Here is a 22,620-nt window from a genome sequence, read left to right as displayed (position 1 = left end):
ACTTCGCGAAAGGAAACGGTTCTCGCGGCGGCACCTCGATCGGAGCCCGGACCCGGCCACGGACCCATCGGCCAAAGACCTCGTTGCCGCGTTGAAGGACACCGAGCTGAGAGCTGGTCACAACAGAGTGCGGATCAGCAGTACTCCGCTGGAGATCATGCCGCCGGCGGCCCAAAGCGGTGACGGGTTCAGCTCCGTCAGATCGTAGATCCTGGCGTTGGGGTCGGTCACGTGGAGCCTTCGAGCAGCGCCGTGAGTGCGGTCCTCGGATCTTGGTGTCGGCGCCGCGCGGGAGGGAGGTGCCGGTCAGTCCGAGTGGACGGGCGATCCGCTTGGAGATCGCGTCCGCCGGCGTGCCACCGGCCGCCCGCTCGATGATCATGCCGGCCAGGGCCATCGTGCGCTGCGAGCCGGGCATGGTGTGATGGCGGCTCGGTGACGGGTGGGCGGTCTCCGACGACCTGCCCGGCGTGCGCATCCCGGCGGCGCCGTTCACGGGCACGATCGGTCTGTCGCCCGGGCACGCGTCGCTGGCCCGGATCACGGCCCCTGCCCGAGGACATCTTCGCCGGTTAGCCCGGCTCGTCCGCCAGGTACGGAGGCGCGGGGTCGTACTGGAGCCGGCGGCGCACCGCGCGGGCATGTTCGCGCCCGTGCAGCCGTCCGATCAGCCACAACGCGCTGTCGATCCCGGCCGACACCCCCTGGCTGCTGACGAGGTTGCCGTCCACGACGTAGCGGGCGTCGCGGACGACCGTGACCTCGCCCCGCGCCTCCAGCGTGTCCTCGAAGGCCCAGTGCGTGGCCAGGCGGCGCCCGCGCCCCGGTCCGGCGGCGTGCACGAGCAGCGCGCCGGTGCACACGCTGCTGATCCATGTGGCCTGGGCGGCGGTCTTGGCGATCCAGCCCTTCACCACCTCGTTGTGCACCTGGACCTCGCGCGCGCGCCCCGCCCGCCCGGCACCAGCAGCACGTCCAGCGGCGGGTGATCGCCGAACGTGTGATCGGGCAGGACCCGCATGCCCTTGGCGCAGCGCACCGGATCGGGCCGTTCGGCGACGAGGACCGCCGTGTCGGCGCCGCCCCGCACCACGGACGAGCAGGTGAACACCTCCCAGGGACCGACGAAGTCCAGCTCCTCGACCTCGTCGAAGATCAGCAGTCCATAGGTGGTCACGGGCGGGTCTCACTTTCTGACGGTGGTTCGGAACCGGTCGCGGTAATCGGACGGCGCGACCCCCAGATGCCGGTGGAAGGTCTTGCGCAGGGTCTCGGCGGTGCCGAAGCCGCACCGGCGGGCGACGGCCTCGACGGGGTCGTCGCCGGCGACGAGCGCGCGCTGCGCCGCCTCCATCCGTACACGCTCGACGTAGGCCCCGGGCAGCACGCCGAGTTCGGCGGTGAAGCGGCGCTGCAGGTGGCGCGGGCTCAGCCCGACGTGCGCGGCCAGGTCGGTGATGCCGTGCCGGCCGCCTGGATCGGCGTGGATGGCGGCCACCGCCGCGCGGATGGGGTCGCTGGACGGCTGCGCCGACCACAACGCCACGCTGAACTGGGACTGGTCCCCGGGCCTGCGGAGAAACAACACCATGTAGCGGGCCACCCGCAGCGCGACGTCCTGGCCCAGGTCGTCCTCCACCAGGGCGAGTGCCAGGTCCATGCCGGCGGTCACCCCGGCTGACGACCACAGGTTCCCGTCCCTGATGAAGATCGGGTCGGTGTCGACCCGCACGTCGGGATGCTCCTGGGTGAGCTGCCGCGCGCGAGCCCAGTGGGTCGTGACCCGCCGGCCGCCCACCAGGCCCGCGGCGGCCAGCAGGAACACGCCGCTGCACACCGAGGTGACGCGGCGGGCATCGGCGGCGGCCGCTCTGATCCAGGCGATCAGCATGGGATCGTGCCGGGCCTGGTCGACTCCGGTGCCACCGGCGACCACGAGGGTGTCGACGCCCGTGGGGTCGAGATCCGTGACGCCGCGTCCGGCGTGCACCGGCAGGCCGCTCCAGGCCCGCACCGGGCCCGGGCGGGGTGCCACGATCTGGCAGAGGTAGCCGCCCGCGTGCTGGAACACCTCGAGCGGGCCCACCAGGTCGAGCGACTGGAACCCGTCGAAGATCACGAAGACGATGCGGCGTTGCTGCACACTTCCACCCTCCGGTCGCCCGGGTGATGGCGTCAACGACCGGCACCCCACGGATCGCGCCATAGGGGCGCCGCATCTGGGGTTACGCGGGAGTACAGGCCGGCGTGCGTCACCGCCTGGGAGGACGCGGCGTCGACAGGGGGTATGACCACGTACCGTAAGCGCGGCCCAGCAGGGTCAGCGAGGTCCTCGCCCGCCGCCCCTGATCAAGTGGCGCCCCAGCACGTACGCGTGCCGGGGCGCCTTCTCGTTCTATGCGGGGGTGCAGGTGACGGTGGTGGGCGGGGTGGAGGTGGCGCCGGTGGCCGTGAAGCCGAACGACGTGGACGCGTTCGGCCCAAGGTTGCCGTTGTAACCGGCGTTGGTCACGCTCACGTTGGCGCCCGTCTGACTCGGGGCGCCGTTCCAGAGTTGGGTGATCTTCTGGTCGCCCGACCAGGTCCACGTGACCTTCCAGCCGGTGATCGCCGACGAGCCGGTGTTCTGCACCGACACCTCAGCCTGGAAGCCACCCTGCCACTGGGTACCGGCCTTGTAGGTGGCGGTGCAGCCGGTGCCCGCCGTCGGGGTCACGGTCGGGGAGGCCGTGGGGCTCCCCGTGTCGGTGGGGGTGACCGACGGGGTGACGGTGACGGGCGGGCCGGTGCGGTCGCCGTAGATGATGCCGCGGCCGTTGGTGCCCAGGTAGACGCGGCCGTACACGCGCGGGTCGCCGGTGAGCGCCTCGCCCATGTTGCCCCACTGGTGCTTGTCGTCGTTGATGCGCAGCCAGCTCGACCCGCCGTCGTCCGAGCGGTACAGGCCGGTGACGCCGTCGATCGTGGCCACCGCGAAGACCGCCATGTAGTTCCCGCCGGGCGCGGCCTTGCCGAAGCCGACGTTCACGGACTTGGTGATGCCGGACACCTTCGTGAAGGAGGTGCCGCTGTTGGTGGAGTGCCACAGGCCGCCGTCGCCGGCCACCCAGAGGTCGCCTTCGATGCCGGGCACCGCCTTGAACTTGCCGCTGGTGGGCAGGCCGGTGGCGGCGGTGGTGGTGAAGGTGGCGCCGCCGTTGGTGCTGACGTACAGGCGGCCGCCGCTGAGGCCGTAGAACTTCATCGGGTTGACCCGGTCGGACTCCACGACGGCGTCGGTGGGCAGGCCGGACGCCTGCTGCCAGGAGTTGCCGTACCCGACTGAGTAGACCGGGGTGACGCCCTTGGGCGCCCACACGAAGCGGGAGCCGTCGGCGGCCGCGGCCACCGTGCCGCCCTCGTTGACACCGCCCGGCTCCGAGCCCTGGAACCAGTTGGCGCCGCCGTCGGTGGAGAAGGCCACGTGGCTGTCGTTCGGGCGGTCGGCGTCGGTGAAGTTGCCGGCCCGCACCATGATGGACGGCGACTTCTCGGCGTAGTCGAGGCTGGTGGTGGAGGTGAAGTTCGGCTGGGTGAACAGCATCGGCGGGACGGCGTCCAGGTTGGTGTGGCGGAAGCCGCCGATGTCACCGAGGCCGCTGATCAGGGGTGCGCCGCTGGGCGGGCTGATCAGGTCGAGGACGGCCGTCTCCTCCAGGCCCTTCGCCATGGGCTTGATGGTGAACTGGCCGCCTGACACGTCCCATTGCTTGAGGTTCTCGGTGCCGTAGATCGTGGCGCCGGTGCCGTACATCATCCTGTTGGAGTCGAACGGGTCGATCTCCAGCGACTCGGTCATCCAGCCGAGCTTCGGCGTGACCTCCGGCGGCTGCGGGTTGCCGCCGAATGTCAGCCACGGGTTCTCGGTGATGTCCATCTTGTAGCGGAAGCTGCGGTTCGGGTATGACGTCCAGTCCCACACGCGGGTCCACGTGGCGCCCGAGTCGGTGGAGCGGAAGAAGATCACGTCAGGCCACCACGAGATCTGCGTGGCCACCATGATCGTGCCGGGGTTCTGCCTGTCGATGGTCAGGCCGCTGTAGCCGAAGTGGTCGTCCGCGCTGGAGGACGGGACGGGGCTGATCTGGGTCCAGGTGCCGGTCGCGGTGGCGTAGCGCCACACGTCGCCCTTGGCGCCGTCGTACGGGCCGCCGGTGTCGCTCGTGGCGAGGTAGAGGTACCCGTTGACCGTGTCGAGCACACCCTTGTGCGCCAGGTAGCCGGTGGGCTGCCCGGCCAGCCGCGACCAGGTGGCGCCCCCGTCCGTGGTGCGGTAGACGGTGTTCTCCTTGTCGGCGACGCCGACGTAGATGGTCTTGGTGGCGGTGCCCTTGGTGGACGAGCGCGGGTCGTAGGTCACCCACACGACGCCCGGCTTGTGGCTCAGGTAGCCGTTGGGGTCGGCCGGGTCCTGGGCGTAGTTGCCCGGGTTGGGGAAGCTCGCCACCTTGGCCCAGGTCGCGCCGTAGTCGGTGCTGCGCCACAGGCCGTTGCCGTTGGGGGCGCCGAAGTAGAGCACGCGATTGTCGTTCGGGTCGACGGACAGCGCCTCGCCCATGCCGCGGCCCGGCATGTTGCCGCCGAGCTTGAACGGCAGCGCGGTGGCCTGCCAGGTGTCGCCCTTGTCGGTCGAGCGAAGGATCGCGCCGTTGTTCGGGTCCCAGCTGTTGGTGTACATGCCGACGGCGGCGTACACGCGGTTGGTCTGCACGGGGTCGGTGGCGAGGCTGATCACACCGTTGTAGCCCCACTTGTCCCAGCCGACCCAGTCGAGCAAGGGGGTCCAGGACTTGGTGGACTGGTTCCAGCGGTACGCGCCCCCGATGTCGGTGCGGGCGTAGATGAGGTTCCGTTCCGTCTGGTTGAAGATGATCCCCGGCACGAAGCCGCCGCCGTCGATCCTGACGTTCTTGTACGCGTACGGATCCGAGGCGACGGCCGAGACCGGCGACATCCTCACGACGGCCGCCACCAAGAGGACGGCGGCGGTCGTCAGCATGACGAATAATCTTTTTCGCATGCGCGGCTCTTCCTTTCCAGGCGCGCCAACAGGCGCCCCAAAGGCGTCAGATGACCGCCATGCACGATCAGATTGCAGGACCCTGACCGTCACCGCGCCTTCGCGCATGAGCTCACCAAGAAGGCTCACACACGCGCGAGGCGGAGGTCAATAGTTTGGATAGCCAACGAATTAAAGGGGTGAGGGCAGTGTTTCCCGAGTTTCGAGTGGACGGAAAGGTCGCCCTGGTCACGGGGGCGGCACGGGGTCTCGGCCGGGCCATCTCGCTGGCGTTGGCCCACGCCGGCGCCGACGTCGCCATCGGTTTGCGGGACGCCGGCGACGACGGCGGGCTGGCCGGGGAGATCACCGGCATGGGGCGCGCCACGCTGCCTGTCCAGATGGACATGACCGTTCCGGCGCAGATCGCCCAGGCGGTGCAGGACGTCGTGGACCGGTTCGGCCGGATCGACATCCTCGTCAACAACGCCGGGATCGCGCCGGGGAACCGGGCCGAGGACGTCACCGAGGAGGACTTCGACCGCACGCTCGCGGTCAACCTGAAGGGCACGTTCCTGGCCACCCAGGCCGTGGGCCGGGTGATGATCCGGCAGCGGCACGGACGGATCGTGAACGTCGGCTCCCAGGCCGGCGAGGTCGCCCTGCCCGGCGAGTCCATCTATTGCATGACGAAGGCGGCGATCGGCCATCTCACCCGCTGTCTCGCGGTCGAGTGGGGGCCGCACGACATCACGGTCAACAACGTCGCCCCGACGTTCATCCGTACGCCGGGCACCGCCGAGGCGCTGTCCGACCCGGCCTTCGAGGCGGATGTGATCGAGCGGATCGCGGCACTGCACCGCATCGGCGACCCCATGGACGTGGCCGGGGCCGTGCTCTACCTGGTCTCGCCCGCCGCGTCCCTGGTCACCGGGCACACGCTGGTCGTGGACGGAGGATGGACGGTTCGATGAGCGATTTCGAGGACACCTTCGAGGGCGACCGCCTCGACGAGACGAAGTGGATCCCCTACTACCTGCCGCAGTGGACGACTCGCACGGCGGCGGCCGCCCGCTACCGGCTCGGGGGCGGCCGCTTGACGCTGCTGATCGAGGAGGACCAGCCGCCGTGGTCCCCCGAGACCGAAGGCGACCTGCGGGTGTCCTCCCTGCAGACGGGCCTGTTCTCCGGGCCGGTCGGCAGCCGGATCGGGCAGCACGGGCGCGGCGCGGTGGTCCGCGAGGAACACCCAGAGGTCAGGCTCTACACGCCCCGCTACGGCCGGATCGAGATGCGCGCGAAGGCGATCGACGACCCTGACTGCATGGTGGCGTTGTGGTTGATCGGCTTCGAGGACGTGCCCGAGCACTCCGCCGAGATCTGCGTCGCGGAGATCTTCGGCCGCGACGTCACGCCGACCGAGGCGCGGATCGGCATGGGCGTGCACCCGTTCGGCGATCCGGCGATCACCGACGACTTCACGGTGGAGACGCTGCCCATCGACGCCCGCGAGTTCCACGTCTACGCCGCCGACTGGACGCCCGATCACATCTCCTTCTCCGTGGACGGGCAGCACGTGCGGACGGTGAACCAGTCGCCGGCGTATCCGATGCAGCTCATGCTCAACATCTACGAGTTCCAGCCGGGAGGCTCTTACCCGAAGGAGTTCACCGTCGACTGGGTACGCGTCCTGGCGGCCCACAACGCGATCCCGATGTAGAGCACCTGCTCGGGGACCCGCTGCCAGAGAGGGGTCACGTCCTGGCCCGCGAGGGCGGCGTACACGTTCGCCGGCAGCAGGAGCACGAAGAGCAGCGCCAGGCAGATCCCCGCGGCTCTGCGCGTCCCTTCGAGCACCAGTCCCACGGCCCCGGCCAGCTCCAGCACCCCGGTCAGATACACCATCAGAGCGGGGAACGGCACGAACGGCGGCACCATGGCCACCATGTCGGCGTGATGGGGCATGAACGTCACGCCCGCCGGGACAAAATGCGCACTGGCCGTCATGACCAGCATGACGGCCAGTCCGTGGGCGGCGCTGACCCGCCAGGTGGCGAACCGGCTCACGCCCAGCACGCCGAGAAGCCGGAACACCAGCGTGGCTCCCAGCAGAACGAGCACAATCATCGAAGCCCCCTTGGATAGCGAAAGTATCTAAATACTAGATAACGTAGCTATCCAAGAGCAAGGGGGTTTCGTGGCGGCCACGACCATGCTCGTGGCCGCCACGAAACGTCATCGGGCGAGGGCGAAGTCCTTGATCCGCAGATCGCCCTTGAACACCAGGTACAGGCTCCCGGTGCCCGCGCTCACGGTCGTGTTCGCCGTGGCGTACTGGTAGATCCCACCGGTGGCCGGCGCCTGGAGGGTGCCGAGCAGCGTGCCCGTCGGCGAGCCGCGGCGCAGCTCGACCGAGCCGCCGTTCACCGAGGCCACCGAGGCCGTGAGACGCGAGCCCCAGGAAGCGCCGGTGAAGGAGATCCAGTCACCCGCCGAGCCCTCCACGACCTCGCCGCTCACCTTGCTCTCGTCGGCGAAGAAGACCCCCGAGTAGTCGTCGAAGTCCATCGCCCTGGTCGGCTTGGCCAGGTCGCGGACCGGGACGGTCTCGCCGGACACGCGCAGAGTGGTCGACTGGCGGATCCGGTCGGAGGCGGAGCCGACGAGCACGTCGTGGGTGGCGTTCTCGACGACCCACTTGTTCCTGGTGTGGTCCCAGACGGCCAGGTCCGACTTCTTCAGGGTGAAGGTGACGGTACGGGTCTCGCCCGGGTTAAGCGTGATCCGCTGGAAGCCGCGCAGCTGCTTGACCGGCTGCTTGAAGCGGGACTCGCGCTGGTGGGTGTAGAGCTGGACGACTTCGTCGCCCTTGACCTTGCCGGTGTTGGTGACCTTCACGCTCACCTTGTCACCCTGCGCCTGCAGGCCCTGGTAGCCGAAGGTGGTGTAGCTCAGCCCGTGGCCGAACGAGTAGAGCGGCTTGCCCTTCCCGTACAGGTACGTCATGCCGGTCTTGGTCAGGTCGTAGTCCAGCAGGCTCGGCAGGTCGTCCGACGCGGGCCAGGTCTGGGTGAGCCGGCCGGCCGGGTTGACCTCGCCGAACAGCACGTCGGCGACCGCGTGGCCGGTCTCGGCGCCGGCGTGCGTGGTCCACAGCAGGTTGGGCGCCTCCACGGTCACCGGGTAGCTCGTCTCCAGGACCACGACGGTCTTCGGGTTGGCCTTCCGGACGGCTTCGATCAGCCGCCGCTGCCCGTCGCCGAGCCGCAGGTTGTCGCGGTCGTGGAACTCGCGCCCGGCCACGTACGGGTGGCTGCCGACCACCACGACCGCGACCTCGGCCTTGGCGGCCTGCGCGGCGGCCGCGGCGATGCCGTCGGAGACGACCTCCTTGCCGAACTTCGCCGCCTCCGCCTTCGGGGCCAGGGCGAGCGCGCCCTCGGCGGTCACCGTGACGTACGGGTCGGGCAGGGCGTACCAGCTCTCGACGTTCTCGTAGCCGGCGTACCTGATCAGGTAGCTGCCGTCGGACTGCCGCTCCAGGGCGAACTGCTGCTGGACGTACCAGCCGTTGGGCTCGTTGTCGTCGGTGTCGAGCGAGCGCCAGTCACCGCCGAGCAGCTTGCCGTTGCCCGCGTTGCGGAGCGTGGACATGCCGCTGGTCCAGTCCGTCAGGTCCCACTGGGAGGCCGCGGTGGGCGCCGCGTCGATCAGACCCGCGTTGTCGTCGGCTCCCGTGCCGGTGGCGGTGATGTACTTGCCGGAGGCCAGATGCTTGAGCGCGATGCGCTCCAGTCCGCCGGCGGTGCTGACGTCGGGCACCCGCTCCTTGATCCCGGCGAGCGGGGTCACCTGGTAGGGCAGCTGGCCGGAGTACCAGTCCTGGTAGAGCTTGTCGGACAGCGGCCCCACCACGGCGGCGCTGCGCGGCTTGGCCAGCGGCAGCAGGCCGGAGTTCTTGAGCAGCACCGCCGCCTTGCCCGCGGTCTCGCGGTTGAGCTTCTGGTTGGCGGCGCTGTTGATCACATCCTTGGTGATCTTCTTGTAGGGCCCGCCGTCCGGGTCGAAGTGCCCGAGCCGGGTCCTGATGGACAGCACGCTGCGTACCGACTTGTCCACGTCGGCCTCGGTGATCCGGCCCTGGTCGAGCGCGGCCTTGAGGTTGGTCACCATCGTGGTGATGTCGCTGCCGTCGATGGTGAAGCTGTCCTGCCCGCTCTTCAGCACGGCGGCGAACGCCTCGGGCTTGTTGTCGAAGTACTTCTGCAGGTCGGTGAGCGCGTGCGGACCCCAGGCGTCGCTGACGTTGTAAAGCGTCTTGTCCGTCCAGGACCTGACCACCGTGTTCAGGTCGGTGTTGACGTGCGCGGGCCGCCCGTTGACCACGTTGTACGAGGCCATCACGCCGGTCGCGGCGTTCGCCGAGATGGCGGCCTTGAACGCGGGCTCGTAGTACTCGTGCTTGAGCTTGGGCGTCAGGTTGGAGGAGGTGAGACTGCGGTTGGTCTCGTTGTTGTAGGCCATGTAGTGCTTCAGCACGGGCGCGGTCTTCAGGTAGAAGGGGTCGTCGCCCTGCAGGCCCTTGCCGTAGGCCGTCGAGACGGCCCCGGTCAGGTACGGATCCTCCGAGTAGCCCTCCTCGTTCCGGCCCGCCCGCGGGTCGCGGAGCAGGTCGACCACGGGCGCCCACACCTGCAGGCCCCACAGGATGGGATCGACGTCGTTGTAGCCGCGCGTCTCGTCACCGACGGCCGAGCCGACCTTCTTGATCTGTGCCGGGTCCCAGGTGCTGGCCAGCCCGATGGCCTGCGGGAACACCGTGCCGCTCGCGAACTTCTGGTTCCAGTTGTCATTGAGGTGGTTGGACCAGGCGACGCCGTGCAGCGCCTCCGTGCCGTTCTTGTGGTAGGCGATGCCCAGCCGGGGGATCGCCGGCTGCGACTGGTGCAGCAGGCTCAGCTTCTCGTCCAGCGTGAGCCGGCCGAGCAGATCGTTGACCCGCTGCTCCAGCGGGAGGCTCGGGTTCTGGAAGGGATAGTCCACCGCCTGTGCGGGTGGCACGGCGAGGATCGAGGCGGCCAGGGTGAGGGCGGCCAGCATCGGGATTCGTAAACGCATTCAGAGTCTCCATCACTTGATGGCGCCGACCGTCACTCCTCGGGTCAGCGTGCGCTGGAAGATCAGGAAGAAGGCGATCGCCGGGACGACGCCGAGCAGGGCAGAAGCGCTGGACATGGTGGCGTCCATGAACTTCTCGCCCTGAAGGACGGCGAGCGCGACGGGCACCGTCTGGGTGTCGTTCGAGATCAGGAAGATCAGCGGCAGGAAGAACTCGTTCCAGGTCCAGATGAAGAAGAAGATCAGCAGGACGTTCAGGGTGGGCCTGCTGATCGGCACCACGATCCGCAACAACGATCGCAGCCGCCCCGCGCCGTCGATCGCCGCGGCTTCGAGGATCTCCTTCGGGAACTGCCCCAGGACCGCGCTCAGCAGGTACGTGCCGAACGCCGCCTGGATCACGGTCATGACGATGATCACGGCCAGTTGCGTGTCGTAGAGCCCGGCCGCCTTGGACAGGTAGTAGAGCGGGTAGGCCAGCGCCTCCTGCGGCAGCGTGTTGGCCACCAGGAACAACACGAGGATCGACAGCCGGCCCTTCACCCTGCCGATGCCCAGCGCGTACGCGTTGAGCACCGACAACACGACGGCCAGCACCGAGACGGAGGCGCTGATCACGAAGCTGTTCCAGAGCTTCGTGCCGAAGTCGACCCGGTTCCAGAAGTCGATGATGCCCTGGAGGTAGAGCCCGTCAGGCAGGCTCAGCGGTCCTTGCGTGCTGTACTCGGCCGGCGACTTGACCGCGTTCATCGCCACGATCGCGAACGGGAACACCATCACGACCGCCAGCACGACCAGCGCGAACAGCACCGCCCACCGTCCTGGGCCCCTCATTGCTCACGCTCCTGGACTCGCAGGAACAGGAACGTGACCACGATGATGATCAGCGCCAGCACCGTGGCGATCGCGGAGCCGTACCCGACGTTGCTCTTCTGGAAGAAGTTCAGGTACGAGAAGTACGAGGGGACCATGGTGGCGTTGCCGGGCCCGCCGCGCGTCAGCACGAAGATCGGCCCGAACACCTTCAGCGCGGCGATCGTGCACGTCAGCAGCACCACGAAGATCTCCGGCCGGATCTGCGGGATCGTGATGTGCCAGAACTTGCGCCACCACGAGGCCCCGTCGATCTCCGCCGCCTCGTAGTAGGCCGGGTCCACCCGCTGCAGCCCGGCCATGAAGATCACGACCGGGTAGCCGAGCTGGAACCACACCATGACCGCCATGACCGTGGCCAGCGCCAGGTCGGGATCGCCGAGCCAATCGAGGTCCAGCCCGAAGATCTGGTTGACCGCGCCGTACGACGGGTGCAGCATCCAGCCCCACACCACGCCGGCCACCGCCACCGGCAGGACCTGCGGCAGGTAGTACATCGCGCGCAGCGCCGAGGCCGTACGCGACCCGAACCGTTTGCCGATGTAGTCGAACAACGCGGCCGCCAGCAGGAGGCCGATCGCGGTCGGCACGATGGCCATGGCCACGATCAGCCCCACATTGTGCTGGAACGACTGCCAGAACCGCTCGTCCTGCAGCAGCCTGGCGTAGTTGTCGAACCCGATCCACCTGGGCGTGCCCACCCCGGACCAGCGGGTGAAGCTCGCGCCCACGTTCATGAGGAACGGGACGACGATGACGCCCAGGAAGAGCAGCAGGCTGGGGATGAGGTAGAGCCAGTACCCCCTCGTACGCACTCTCATCTAGTTGCCAATGTCGGCGAGGTTGTCCTCGTACGGCTTGGCGATCTCGTCCAGGACCTCCGCCGAGGTCTTGCTGCCGTTGATGAGCTCCTGGACGCCGGCCACCAGCACGTCGTAGTAGCCGGGCGCCGGCCAGTCGGGGTAGAAGGCCAGGCCGTCGGCGGCCGTGAGCTTGTTGAAGGACTCGATGAGCTCCTTGCTCTTGGCGTCGGTGATCGCGGCCGGGTCTGCGGCCACGGGAACACCACCGGAGTTGCCCAGCAGGTTCTGGATCTCCTTGCTCATCGTGATGTCGATGAAGTCGTAGGCCAGGTCCTTGTTCTTGGAGTTCTCGGGCACGACCCACAGGTTTCCGCTCGAGCCCGGCGACAGGGTGGCGCCGGGGAACAGGAAGTGGCCCCACTGGAAGTCCTTGATCGTGGAGGCCACGCGGCCGTACCACCAGCTGCCGCTGATCATGATGGGGAACTTGCCGTTCATGAAGGCCACGCCCATGTCCTCGGCCTTGAGCCCGGCCGAGTTCTTGGCGATGTAGCCCTTCTTCACCCAGTCGGCGAACGTGTCCGCGCCGTAGGTGAGCTCAGGTCCGTGGAAGTCGACCTTGCCCTTGTAGGACTGGAAGGCATCGAGCCACGGCTTCTGCGCCTTGGTGAGAGCGAGCTGGTAGAGGATCTGCTGCGCAGGGTATTCGGCACCGGCATTGGAGATGGGCGTCACCCCGGCCTTGACGAACGTGTCCAGCCCGGCGGTGAACTCCTCGAATGTGGTCGGGACCTTGACCTTGTGCTTGTCGAACAGGTCCTTGTTGTAATAGACCATCACGAACTCGCCGTAGTTCGGCACGCCGAACCAGTTGCCGGCGCCCATGACGCCACGGTCGTCGTACTTGGCGGTGGTCTGCAGGCCACCGGGCAGCAGCTTGTCCCAGCCGCGCTTGGTGGCCTCCTCGGAGAGGTTCGTCAGCAGGCCCTGCTTCGACAGCAGCCCGGCGGTGGCGTTGCCCTTGTTGTACTCCATGATGTCGGGCGCTTCATCGGAGTTGAGCACCATGCTCGCCGTCTTCTGGATCTGCTCGAAGCCCTTCTCCTCGAACTTGACGGTCACGTTCGGGTGCGACGCCTCGAACTTCTTGATCGCCTCCGCCCATGCCTTGGCCATGGCGCTGTCTTTTGACTCGTAGTGCCAGAGCTTCAGCACGCGGGGCTGGTTGCCCTGCGTCGGGGGGCTTTCGGTGCCGCCGGAGCCGCAGGCCGTCAGGATCAGGACCGCGGCGGCCAGTGCCGCCGCGCCTCTGAATTTGCGCATGATCCCTCCAGGGGTGTTACGAGAGGACGGCCCGCGCGGGAGCTCCGGCCACCGGGGCGATCTCGACCCCGGTGACGCGCTTCGGGCCGGTGACGGCGACACGCAGTTCATCGCCGTCCCTGGTGGCGACGGCGACCGTCACGCCGTCTTCGTCGTGGATTTCAGTAGTGCCGTCGCCGCCCCCGAAGGCGACGAACGTGATCTCTTCCGGCACGCCGATCGTGTCTCCCTGCTCGGAGACCGGGATGAGCGCGCCGTGTCGTACGAAGAGGGGGATCTGGTCGAGCGGCTTGCTGACCTGGACGTAGCGGGAGCCCTCCAGCACCTCGCCCGTCCAGTAGTCGATCCACCGGCCCCGCGGCAGGTACACCTGCCGGACGCCGTCCGGCGCGACCATGGGGGCCACGAGCAGGTCGCGGCCGAACAGGTACTGCAAATCGGCCTGCCAGGCCACGGGGTCGTCCGGGTAGTCCACGCAGAGCGCCCGCATCATGGGCGCGCCGGTGCGCGCGGCCTCGACGGCCGCCGAGTAGATGTACGGCATCAGGCGGTAGCGCAGCTTCAGCGCCTCCACGGCCAGCGCCTCGACGGCCGGGAACTCCCAGGGCTCGCGGGTGGTCGTGCCGTGCAGCCGTACCAGCGGGGACAGGGCGCCGAACTGGGTCCAGCGGACGTACAGATCGTCCGATGGCCGGCCGGTGAACCCGCCGGCGTCGTGGCTCCAGAACGGCACGCCGGACAGTCCGTGCGCGAGCCCGCCCCTGATCGTGCTGCCCATGGCGGCGTAACTGGTGAAGGTGTCGCCGTTCCACTGGGCGCTGTGGCGCTGCCCGCCGAGGTACGACGACCGCGCCCACACCAGCCCGTGCCCGTTGACCTCGCGGGTGACGTCGACGACCGCGTCGTTGAACAGGAGCGTGTAGACGTTGTGCAGGTCGGTCCCGCTCATCCCGTTGTACGCGACCGCGTCCGCGGGCACGCCTTCGGCGAAGTCCGTCTTGAACGCGTCCACACCCTGCTGCAGCAGGTTTCTCAGCAGCCCCTTGAACCAGGCGGCCGCCGCCGGATTGGTGAAGTCGACGATCCCGCATGCCGGGAACGACCCGTGCCAGCAGTCGGCGACATAGGTCTCCCCGTCCTCCTTCTTCAGGAAATATCCGGCGCGAGACCCCTCCTCGAAGGCAGGGCTGAGATGGGAGATGTAGGGATTCATCCAGAGACAGACCTTGAACCCCATCCCATGCAACTCGTCCAGCATCTGCTTCGGCTGCGGGAAGTTGGCAGGATCCCACTGCAGGTCAGACCAGTGCCCGTCGGTCTGCCAGAAGGTGTCCAGGTGCAGCACGTCGCACGGGATGCCGCGCTCCCTGATGGTGCGCGCCCTGGCCAGCACCCGCTCCTGGCTGTCCACGCAGAACCCGGACGAGATCCAGGTCCCGAACGCCCACTTGGGCGGCAACGACGGGCGGCACGTCAGCCGGTCGTAACGGTCCAGAACATCGGAGGGCGTCGGCCCCGCGATCACGTAGTAGTCCATGACGTCGTCGGGCACCACGATCTGCACGACGCTGTGCGTGGACTGGCACACGTCGAACTCGGTGGGCGCGCCGCTGTCGACCAGCACGCCGTAGCCGCGGCTCGACACGTACAGGGGGATGTTCTTGTAGGCGCGCTGCGACTCGGCGCCGAACGCGTCGAAGTTCCACATGACCGGCCGCTGGCCGCGCTTGTCCAGCCGCGCGAACGACTCCCCGAACCCGGCGAACGCCTCGTCGGGGGCGGCGGCGAAGCTCTCGTGGAACGCGACGGCCGCACCGTTGGCGCTCGAGCGGCCGAACGGGAGCGTACGCAGCCTGCCGCTGATGTCGGTGTGCCCGCGATCCTGCTCGAGCAGCGTGGTCCCGTCGGCGGCGGTGAAGCGCAGGTGCCACGGCGCAAGCTGGATCTCGGCCCGGATCGAGCCGGCGTCGATCACGATCGGCTCACCCGGCGTGACCCCGGCACGAGCCCCTGAGTACGTGCCGGGCGTCACCAGCGAGATGGCATCCTCCGATCGCGGCCGGGCGGCCGCGTCCTCCGACAACCGCACCCGGATCACACCCTCGCCGGCCACACCCACCTGCACGACCAGCATCTCTTCCGCCGTGGTGACCGCCTTCAGCATCACCTCGGCGCCATCGGCCGCGACCAGCTCGGCCGCGGCCACCGCCGACAGGCCACCCTCGCCGCGTGCACGAACCGGCAGCTCGGGCGGGTCCGCCACGAAATACTCGTGCGCGACCAGTGGGGGGCGATAGGGCATGGAAGCTCCTTATGAACGGCTGCGCCAACTCGTGAGTTAGTTTGCTGTCCATACCAACAAACGTCAACGGCAATCGCTCGCTGATTAGTTTGCTTACCATCCCAACTAGCCCACACGGCTCCGGCGCCGCCCCCCATCGGGCCACCCCGCCGTACTACATGCCGCGGCCCTTCAACGCGCCGCCACGCCCGCGCGCCGAAGCGCGTCGGCGAGAGGGCATGACAAGCCGCAGCGCGGCCGTGACAACGCGGGAGGCCGTGACAACGCGGGAGGCCGTGACAACGCGGGAGGCCGTGACAACGCGGGAGGCCGTGACAACGCGGGAGGCCGTGACAACGCGGGAGGCGACGGCCTTAGATGCCGATGGCCGCCTCGGGCTGCATGAGGCGGCGGGCGGCCTCGGTGATCGAGCCGGACAGCGACGGGTAGACCGCGAACGTGTGCGCCAGCTGGTCGACTGTCAGCCGCTGCTGGACGGCTACCGACACCGCCAGGATCAGCTCCGACGCCCGCGGTGCCACCACGACGCCCCCCAGCACGATCCCGGTGTGCGGCCGGCAGAACAGCTTCACGAACCCGTCGTTGAAACCTTGCATCTTGGCCCGCGCGTTCGTGGCCATCGGCAGCTTGACGACGTTCGCCTCGATCTCGCCCGCCTCGATGGCCCGCTGGGCGACCCCCACCGCGGCGATCTCCGGGTCCGTGAAGATGTTGGAGGCCACCGTGGCCAGCCGCAGCGGCTGCACGGCCTCCCCCAGCGCGTGCCACACCGCGATCCGCCCCTGCATGGCGGCGACCGAGGCCAGCATGAGCACGCCCGTGCAGTCACCGGCCGCATAGACACCCGGCGCCGACGTACGCGAGACCTTGTCCACCTTGATGAAGCCGCCCCGGTCGAGCTGGACCCCGGCCTCCTCCAGACCGATGCCGGTGGTGTTGGGGATCATGCCGACCGTCATCAGCGCGTGGGACCCCTCGGCCGTGCGTCCGTCCTCCAGGGTCACCACCACTCCGTCGTCGGTGCGCTTGACGGAGGACGCGCGCGAGCGCCCCATGACGTTCATGCCGCGCCGCCGGTAGACCTCTTCGAGCACCTCGGCGCCGTCGGCGTCCTCGTTGGGCATCATCCGGTCCCGGCTGGAGACCAGCGTGACCTCGGCGCCGAGCGACCGATAGGCGCCGGCGAACTCCGCCCCGGTCACCCCCGACCCGACCACGATCAAGTGCTCGGGCAACTCCTCCAGGTCATAGAGCTGGCGCCAATTGAGGATGCGCTCGCCGTCAGGCTCGGCCCCGGGCAACACGCGCGGGGTGGCGCCGGTGGCCACGAGCACGACGTCGGCCCGGATCGTCCGGTCCCCGGCCCGCACGACCTGTGGATCCACCAGCCGCCCGCGGGCCTTGATGATCTCGACGCCCTCGGCCTCGACCCGGGTCGCGATGTCGGCGGACTGGGCCTGCGCCAGCTCCTTCACCCGCTTGTTGACCAGCGGCAGGTCGACCCCGACCGTGCCCGGCTCGCCGTCGGGCCCGCCGTCGAACGAGATGCCCAGCCCCGGCGCGTCGAGCAGCGCCTGCTTGCGCACGGAGGTCGCGATCAACGTCTTGGACGGCACGCAGTCGGTCAGCACGCACGCGCCGCCGGGCCCGTCTTGCTCGACCATCGTGACCTGAGCGCCTAGCTGGGCGGCCACCAGCGCCGCCTCGTAGCCGCCTGGTCCGCCACCGATGATCACGATCCTCGTCACGTGTCCTATTCTCCCGCATGCCACGAGCTGACGACGAACGGGGCGGGGCCTCACGCGCTACTCTTGGCTGCTGTGCCTGTCTACGCCGCTTACGGCAGCAATCTCGATCCCGAGCAGATGGCCATGCGGGCCCCACACTCCCCGATCAGGGGTGTCGGCTGGCTGACCGGCTGGCGGCTGACGTTCGGGGGATACGACGTGGCCTGGGACGGCGCGCTCGCCACGATCGTGGAGGATCCGGACGAGCACGTGTTCGTCGTGCTCTATGACGTGCCGGACTGGGAGGAGACCTCGCTCGACCAGTGGGAGGGCGCGGTCCGCGGCGCCTACCACAAGGTGCGGCTGCGGGTGCAGACCCTCGACGGCGAGATCGTGGCCTGGTTCTACGTGCTCGACGGCTACGAGGGCGGCCTGCCGTCGGCCCGCTACCTGGGCTGCCTGGCCGAGGCGGCCGAGCGGGCGGGCGCCCCCGACGACTACGTCAAGGAGCTGCGGGAGCGCCCCTGCACCTCGTTCTAGCTGAGCGGCTGGTCCTTGGTCTCGCGCAGCACGAAGACGTAGACCAGGGTGGAGATCAGCGCGAGCGCCGACATGTACCACGGGAACAACCCAGGGTTCCCGGCCTCCTGCAGCGCGGTGCCGATCAGCGGGGCGGTGCCACCGAAGAGCGCCACGGTCAGCGAGTACGGGAACCCGGCCCCGGCCGCCCGCACCCGCGTGGGGAAGAGCTCGGAGTTCACCGCGGCCGAGATCGAGGTGAAGCAGCCGAGGAAGACCATCCCGACGAGCTGCACCATCAGCAGGCTGCCGTACGAGTCGGTGAGCAGGCCGAGCAGCGGGACCGGCAGGATCAGGAACCCGAGACCGAACGTGATCAGCATCGGCTTACGCCCGATCCGGTCCGACAACATGCCCAGCAGCGGCTGCAGGATCATGAAGAAGACCAGCGAGATCGTACCGATCTGCAGCGAGTCCGCCTTGTCGAACCCCACGGTGATCTGCGCGTAGGTGGGCAGGAAGCTGGTCCAGGTGTAGTACGCGACCGTGCCGGCGATCGTGATGCCGATGATGGTGAGCGCGGACCTCGGGTGGTGCTTGAGGAAGTCGAACAACTTCGGCCGCTCGGCCTCGCCCCGCTGGATCTCCTCCGCCACGGCCGAGGTCTCGTCGGCGCCCTTGCGGATCCACAGGCCCACGAGGCTGAGCACGGCGCCCACGATGAACGGGATGCGCCAGCCGTAGGAGTTCATGTCTGCCTCGACCAGGGACGTGGCGAGCAGCGCCGCCAGCCCGGAGGCCAGGAGCTGGCCGATGGTGGTGCTGACGTACTGGAAGCTCGAGAACAGCCCGCGGCGGCCGGGAGGGGCCGACTCCACCAGGAACGTGGTGGCGGCGGCGAACTCGCCGCCCACTGAGAGGCCCTGGATCAGCCTGGCGAGGGTCAGGATGATCGGTGCCAGCACGCCCACCGCGGCGTAGGTGGGGGTCACTCCGACGAGCAGCGAGCCCGCGCCCATCAGCACGATCGTGAACGTCATCGCGGCCTTGCGACCGTAGCGGTCGGCGAACGCGCCGACCAGCAGGCCGCCCAGCGGACGCATGAAGAAGCCCACCGCGAAGACCGCGAACGAGCTCAAAAGCGGCACCAGGCTGTTGCCCGCGCTCGCCGGGAAGACCTGCTGGGAGAAGTAGATGGCCAGGAACGTGTAGGCGTACCAGTCGTACCACTCGACGACGTTGCCGATGCTGGCCGCCATGAGCTGGCGGGAGCGGCTCTTGGGGATGCCGAGGGGGGATTCGGTCACGGGGGAGGTCGCCACGGGGGCTCCTTTGCTGGCATGTGCGGTATGCCTTACTCTGCAATTAGACGACCGAAACAGTCAAATTTGCGGGCCCGGATTTACATTCCCGACACAGAAATGGGTGCAGGTGGACGTTCTCGACCGACGCCTGGTCGCCGCGCTCCAAGTCAGCCCGCGCGCCTCGTGGGGCGAGATCGGCAGGGCCGTGGGCGAGCACGAGCGCACCGTGGCCCGCCGCCTGCAGCGGCTCCTCACGGAGGGCGTGGTCCGGGTCACGGCGATCTACGACGACCTGCGCACCGGGCACGGCCGCCCCGTCCATCTGGACGTCCAGGTGCGCCCCGGCGCCACGTCCCAGGTGGCCAAGGCACTGGCCGACCGGCCCGACACCCGTTCTGTCTACGCGCTGACCGGTGTCGCCGACCTGGGCTGCGAGCTGGTCTCGCCGTCCCGTGACGCGCTGCACCACATCCTGTCCACGGAGATCAGCGCGATCGACGGGGTGTCGCAGACGCAGACTCAAGTCGTGCTCCACACGTTCAGGACCGTCGCGGAGTGGCACGCTCCGTACCTCACCGAGCAGGAGGTCGCCGAGCTGCGGCCGGCGCCGCCCCCTGAAGGGCTGCCCGACGAGGAGGGCCTGTCACCTCTGGAGCAGGAGATCGCGGAGCTGCTCGCCGCCGACGGCAGGATCGCGTTCACCGCGGTCGCCGAGCGCCTCGACGTCTCCGTGCCCACCGCGCGCCGCCGGGTGACCTCGCTGATCGAGCGGCGGCTGCTGCTGCCGCGCGCGGAGGTGGAGCCCGCGCTGCTCGGCCTGGAGGTGGAGGCCATGTTGTGGCTGAAGGTCCGCCCGTACGGGCTGGACCGGGTCGGGCAGCGGCTGGCCGGGCATCCGAACGTGCGTTACTGCGCGGCCACCTCGGGCACCCATTCCCTGATCGTCCAGGTGGTGGCCGCCCACGAGGCGGACCTCTACCGTTTCATGACCGGCGTCGTCGGCTCCCTCGACGAGGTCACCGACAGTGACCTCACCCTCATCACCCGCGCTTACAAGCGCGGGCATCTGCACAAGTCCGGACTGCTCACACTGGAGAAAACGCCATGACACCTGCCGAGAAGGAAGTCGCCGACCTCTGCGTGGAGCTGATCCGCGTCGACAGCAGCAACTACGGGGACGGCAGCGGTCCTGGCGAGCGGGCCGCGGCCGAGGTCGTCATGGCCAGGCTGGCCGAGGCCGGGATCGATGCGACGTACGTCGAGAGCGAGCCGGGCCGCGGCAACGTGATCACCCGCGTCGAGGGCACCGACCCGTCCCTGCCCGCGCTGCTCGTCCACGGGCACCTGGACGTGGTGCCGGCCAACGCCGCCGACTGGTCGGTGGACCCGTTCGGCGGCGAGGTGCGCGACGGCTACATCTGGGGCCGCGGCGCCGTGGACATGAAGGACATGGACGCGATGATGCTGGCGGTGCTGCGCCAGATGAAGCGCGAGGACCGCCGGCCGCGCCGCGACATCGTGTTCGCGTGGGTGGCCGACGAGGAGGCCGGCGGTGTGTACGGCGCCAAATACCTCACCGCGCACCACCCGGAGCTGTTCGAGGGCGTCACCGAGTCGATCAGCGAGGTCGGCGGCTACTCGCTGGAGGTGGACCCGTCACTGCGGCTCTACCTGATCGAGACGGCCCAGAAGGGCCTGGCCTGGATGAAGCTCATCGCCGACGGCACGGCCGGGCACGGCTCGATGCTCAACTCCGACAACGCCGTCACCGAGATCGCCAAGGCGGTGGCCAGGATCGGCGACCACGAGTGGCCGCTGACGTACACGCCGACCGTGCGGCAGTTCCTCACCGAGGTCGCCGACGCGTTCGGCATCCCCTTCGACGAGGCGAACCCGCAGCCGATCCTGGACAAGATCGGGCCGCTGGTGCGGTTCGTGGGCGCGACCCTGCGCCACACCACGAACCCGACGCAGCTCGGCGCCGGCTACAAGTCCAACGTGATCCCCGGCCAGGCCACGGCCGTGGTCGACGGGCGGTTCCTGCCCGGGTTCGAGGAGGAGTTCTTCAAGACCGTCGACTCGCTGATCGGGCCGCGCGTCCGGCGCGAGTTCGTGCACCACGACATCGCGCTGGAGACGACGTTCGACGGGGCGCTGGTCGAGTCGATGATCGCGGCGCTGAAGGCCGAGGACCCGACGGCGCGGGCGATCCCGTACTGCATGTCCGGCGGCACCGACAACAAGACGTTCTTCGCCGACCTGGGGGTGCGCGGCTTCGGGTTCGTGCCGCTGCGGCTGCCCGCGGACATGGACTTCGCGTCGATGTTCCACGGTGTGGACGAGCGGGTGCCGGTGGAGGCGCTGCAGTTCGGCGTGCGGGTGCTGGACAGGCTCCTCCTAAACTACTGAGGTGTGAGCAAAGACGCATACACCCTGGCCGGCGAGGCCGCGGCGGCGCTGCATCGTGCCGCCGGTCTCGACACCTTCGACGTGGCGCTCGTCATGGGGTCGGGGTGGGTGCCCGCCGCCGACGCGATTGGCGAGACGGTGAGCGAGGTCCCGTTCACCGATCTGCCCGGCTTCCAGGCCCCCGCCGTGGCCGGGCACGGCGGCAAGATCCGTGTCGTCCGCACCTCCAGCGGGCGGCACGCGCTGGTGTTCCTCGGGCGTACGCATCTGTACGAAGGGCTCGGGGTGGACGCGGTCGTGCACGGCGTGCGCACGGCGGCCGCGGCCGGCGTCCGTACGATCGTGCTCACCAACGCGGCCGGTGGCCTGCGGCCCGAGACGCAGGCGGTCGGCGACCCGGTCCTGATCAGTGACCACATCAACCTGACGGGCGCCAACCCGATCACCGGGACCACGTTCATCGACCTCACCGAGGTCTATGCGCGCCGCCTGCGTGCCCTGGTCAGGGAGATCGACCCGACCCTCGCCGAGGGCGTGTACGTGGCCTTCCGCGGGCCCACGTACGAGACCCCGGCCGAGATCCGCATGCTCCGCACGCTGGGCGGGGACATGGTCGGCATGTCCACTGTCCTGGAGGCCATCGCCGCCCGCGAGGCGAACCTGGAGGTGCTCGGCGTCTCGCTCGTCACCAACCCCGGCGCGGGCCTGTCCGGCGAGCCGCTCAACCACGAGGAGGTCCTGGAGGTCGGCCGCGCCACGGCGGCTCGCATGGGCGTGCTGCTGGCCAAGGTGGTGGACCGCCTGTGAACGACGCGAACGAGCCTGGCGACGAGGAGACCTCCGCGCCCGACTCCACCGACCTCATGGAAGCCGCCCGCCTGTGGCTGGCCCAGGACCCCGACCCCGACACCCGCGCCGAGCTGGCCGCGTTGATCGAGCGCGCGGACTTGGCCGCCCTGCGGGACCGGTTCGGCACGAAGCTCGAGTTCGGCACGGCGGGCCTGCGCGGCGAGCTGGGAGCCGGCCCCAACCGGATGAACCGCGTCACCGTCATGCGCGCCGCCGCCGGCCTGGCCAAGGTCCTCGGACCCGGCAAGCACGTGGTCATCGGGTACGACGCCAGGCACAAGTCCGACGTCTTCGCCCGCGACACCGCGGCCGTCCTGACGGGTGCCGGCCTGCACGCCTCCCTCCTGCCGCGCCC

At 69.1% G+C, this 22,620-nt stretch carries 18 protein-coding genes and 2 pseudogenes; 7 read left to right on the top strand and 13 right to left on the bottom strand.

Annotated elements, in window-relative coordinates:
* Positions 1 to 268: 268 nt before the first annotated feature.
* The 5 genes and pseudogenes from ETD86_RS60200 to ETD86_RS27340 all read right to left on the bottom strand — a co-directional run.
* A pseudogene (locus tag ETD86_RS60200) lies at positions 269 to 376 on the bottom strand (hypothetical protein); the annotation flags it as partial.
* A gap of 196 nt (positions 377 to 572) precedes the next feature.
* The gene (locus ETD86_RS59250) at positions 573 to 914 is read right to left on the bottom strand and encodes a DJ-1/PfpI family protein (RefSeq protein ID WP_281286966.1); all 342 of its coding nucleotides are present in this window, start codon (positions 912 to 914) and stop codon (positions 573 to 575) included.
* Positions 911 to 1,177 carry a DJ-1/PfpI family protein gene (locus ETD86_RS59245; protein ID WP_281286965.1) on the bottom strand — a complete coding sequence of 89 codons (267 nt, stop codon included), beginning with the start codon at positions 1,175 to 1,177 and terminating at the stop codon, positions 911 to 913. The genes ETD86_RS59250 and ETD86_RS59245 overlap by 4 nt, the downstream gene beginning before the upstream one ends.
* A gap of 9 nt (positions 1,178 to 1,186) precedes the next feature.
* The gene (locus ETD86_RS27345; protein WP_138669027.1) at positions 1,187 to 2,143 is read right to left on the bottom strand and encodes a GlxA family transcriptional regulator; all 957 of its coding nucleotides are present in this window, start codon (positions 2,141 to 2,143) and stop codon (positions 1,187 to 1,189) included.
* A 252-nt stretch (positions 2,144 to 2,395) separates the two neighbouring features.
* Positions 2,396 to 5,059, bottom strand: coding sequence for a cellulose binding domain-containing protein (locus ETD86_RS27340; protein WP_246148257.1), 2,664 nt, complete (start codon positions 5,057 to 5,059; stop codon positions 2,396 to 2,398).
* Positions 5,060 to 5,247: 188 nt separating this feature from the next.
* Between ETD86_RS27340 and ETD86_RS27335 the strand changes: the two genes are divergently transcribed.
* Both ETD86_RS27335 and ETD86_RS27330 read left to right on the top strand, forming a co-directional pair.
* Positions 5,248 to 6,012 (top strand): SDR family NAD(P)-dependent oxidoreductase, encoded by a 765-nt coding sequence (locus ETD86_RS27335; RefSeq protein ID WP_211370346.1) that lies wholly within the window; start codon positions 5,248 to 5,250, stop codon positions 6,010 to 6,012.
* Positions 6,009 to 6,758, top strand: a complete 750-nt coding sequence (locus ETD86_RS27330) for a glycoside hydrolase family 16 protein (protein WP_138669025.1) — start codon at positions 6,009 to 6,011, stop codon at positions 6,756 to 6,758. Before ETD86_RS27335 ends, ETD86_RS27330 begins: the two co-directional genes overlap by 4 nt.
* Here the strand turns inward: ETD86_RS27330 and ETD86_RS27325 are convergent.
* From ETD86_RS27325 to ETD86_RS27295, 7 genes are all read right to left on the bottom strand, one after another.
* On the bottom strand, positions 6,692 to 7,165 hold the full coding sequence (locus ETD86_RS27325) for a DoxX family protein (protein ID WP_138669024.1): 474 nt from the start codon (positions 7,163 to 7,165) through the stop codon (positions 6,692 to 6,694). The genes ETD86_RS27330 and ETD86_RS27325 overlap by 67 nt on opposite strands.
* Before the next feature lie 108 nt (positions 7,166 to 7,273).
* On the bottom strand, positions 7,274 to 10,156 hold the full coding sequence (locus ETD86_RS27320; protein WP_138669023.1) for a glycoside hydrolase family 3 protein: 2,883 nt from the start codon (positions 10,154 to 10,156) through the stop codon (positions 7,274 to 7,276).
* Positions 10,157 to 10,168: 12 nt separating this feature from the next.
* Positions 10,169 to 10,990: a carbohydrate ABC transporter permease gene (locus ETD86_RS27315; protein ID WP_138669022.1), complete on the bottom strand. Its 822-nt coding sequence runs from the start codon at positions 10,988 to 10,990 to the stop codon at positions 10,169 to 10,171.
* Positions 10,987 to 11,628 (bottom strand): carbohydrate ABC transporter permease, encoded by a 642-nt coding sequence (locus ETD86_RS27310; protein WP_425465661.1) that lies wholly within the window; start codon positions 11,626 to 11,628, stop codon positions 10,987 to 10,989. The genes ETD86_RS27315 and ETD86_RS27310 overlap by 4 nt, the downstream gene beginning before the upstream one ends.
* Before the next feature lie 222 nt (positions 11,629 to 11,850).
* On the bottom strand, positions 11,851 to 13,155 hold the full coding sequence (locus ETD86_RS27305) for an ABC transporter substrate-binding protein (RefSeq protein ID WP_138669020.1): 1,305 nt from the start codon (positions 13,153 to 13,155) through the stop codon (positions 11,851 to 11,853).
* A 16-nt stretch (positions 13,156 to 13,171) separates the two neighbouring features.
* A complete protein-coding gene (locus ETD86_RS27300) occupies positions 13,172 to 15,457 on the bottom strand; it encodes a TIM-barrel domain-containing protein (RefSeq protein ID WP_138669019.1) in 2,286 nt (761 codons plus the stop codon).
* A 353-nt stretch (positions 15,458 to 15,810) separates the two neighbouring features.
* Positions 15,811 to 17,205 carry an NAD(P)H-quinone dehydrogenase gene (locus ETD86_RS27295; RefSeq protein ID WP_138669018.1) on the bottom strand — a complete coding sequence of 465 codons (1,395 nt, stop codon included), beginning with the start codon at positions 17,203 to 17,205 and terminating at the stop codon, positions 15,811 to 15,813.
* A gap of 72 nt (positions 17,206 to 17,277) precedes the next feature.
* Between ETD86_RS27295 and ETD86_RS27290 the strand changes: the two genes are divergently transcribed.
* Positions 17,278 to 17,724 (top strand): gamma-glutamylcyclotransferase family protein, encoded by a 447-nt coding sequence (locus ETD86_RS27290; protein ID WP_138669017.1) that lies wholly within the window; start codon positions 17,278 to 17,280, stop codon positions 17,722 to 17,724.
* Here the strand turns inward: ETD86_RS27290 and ETD86_RS27285 are convergent.
* On the bottom strand, positions 17,721 to 19,025 hold the full coding sequence (locus tag ETD86_RS27285) for an MFS transporter (RefSeq protein ID WP_246148254.1): 1,305 nt from the start codon (positions 19,023 to 19,025) through the stop codon (positions 17,721 to 17,723). The two genes, ETD86_RS27290 and ETD86_RS27285, sit on opposite strands and share 4 nt — an antisense overlap.
* 109 nt (positions 19,026 to 19,134) lie before the next feature.
* Between ETD86_RS27285 and ETD86_RS27280 the strand changes: the two genes are divergently transcribed.
* From ETD86_RS27280 to ETD86_RS27265, 4 genes and pseudogenes are all read left to right on the top strand, one after another.
* The gene (locus ETD86_RS27280; RefSeq protein WP_138669016.1) at positions 19,135 to 20,115 is read left to right on the top strand and encodes an Lrp/AsnC family transcriptional regulator; all 981 of its coding nucleotides are present in this window, start codon (positions 19,135 to 19,137) and stop codon (positions 20,113 to 20,115) included.
* The gene (locus tag ETD86_RS27275) at positions 20,112 to 21,416 is read left to right on the top strand and encodes a M20/M25/M40 family metallo-hydrolase (RefSeq protein ID WP_138669015.1); all 1,305 of its coding nucleotides are present in this window, start codon (positions 20,112 to 20,114) and stop codon (positions 21,414 to 21,416) included. Before ETD86_RS27280 ends, ETD86_RS27275 begins: the two co-directional genes overlap by 4 nt.
* 3 nt (positions 21,417 to 21,419) lie before the next feature.
* The gene (locus tag ETD86_RS27270; protein WP_138669014.1) at positions 21,420 to 22,223 is read left to right on the top strand and encodes a purine-nucleoside phosphorylase; all 804 of its coding nucleotides are present in this window, start codon (positions 21,420 to 21,422) and stop codon (positions 22,221 to 22,223) included.
* 56 nt (positions 22,224 to 22,279) lie between these two features.
* Positions 22,280 to 22,620, top strand: a pseudogene (locus tag ETD86_RS27265) (phospho-sugar mutase); the annotation flags it as partial.

The organism is Nonomuraea turkmeniaca (assembly GCF_005889735.1).
GTDB lineage: Bacteria > Actinomycetota > Actinomycetes > Streptosporangiales > Streptosporangiaceae > Nonomuraea > Nonomuraea turkmeniaca.
The sequence above is the reverse complement of the archived record's forward strand: the minus strand, read 5'-3'. Positions and strand labels throughout refer to the sequence as shown.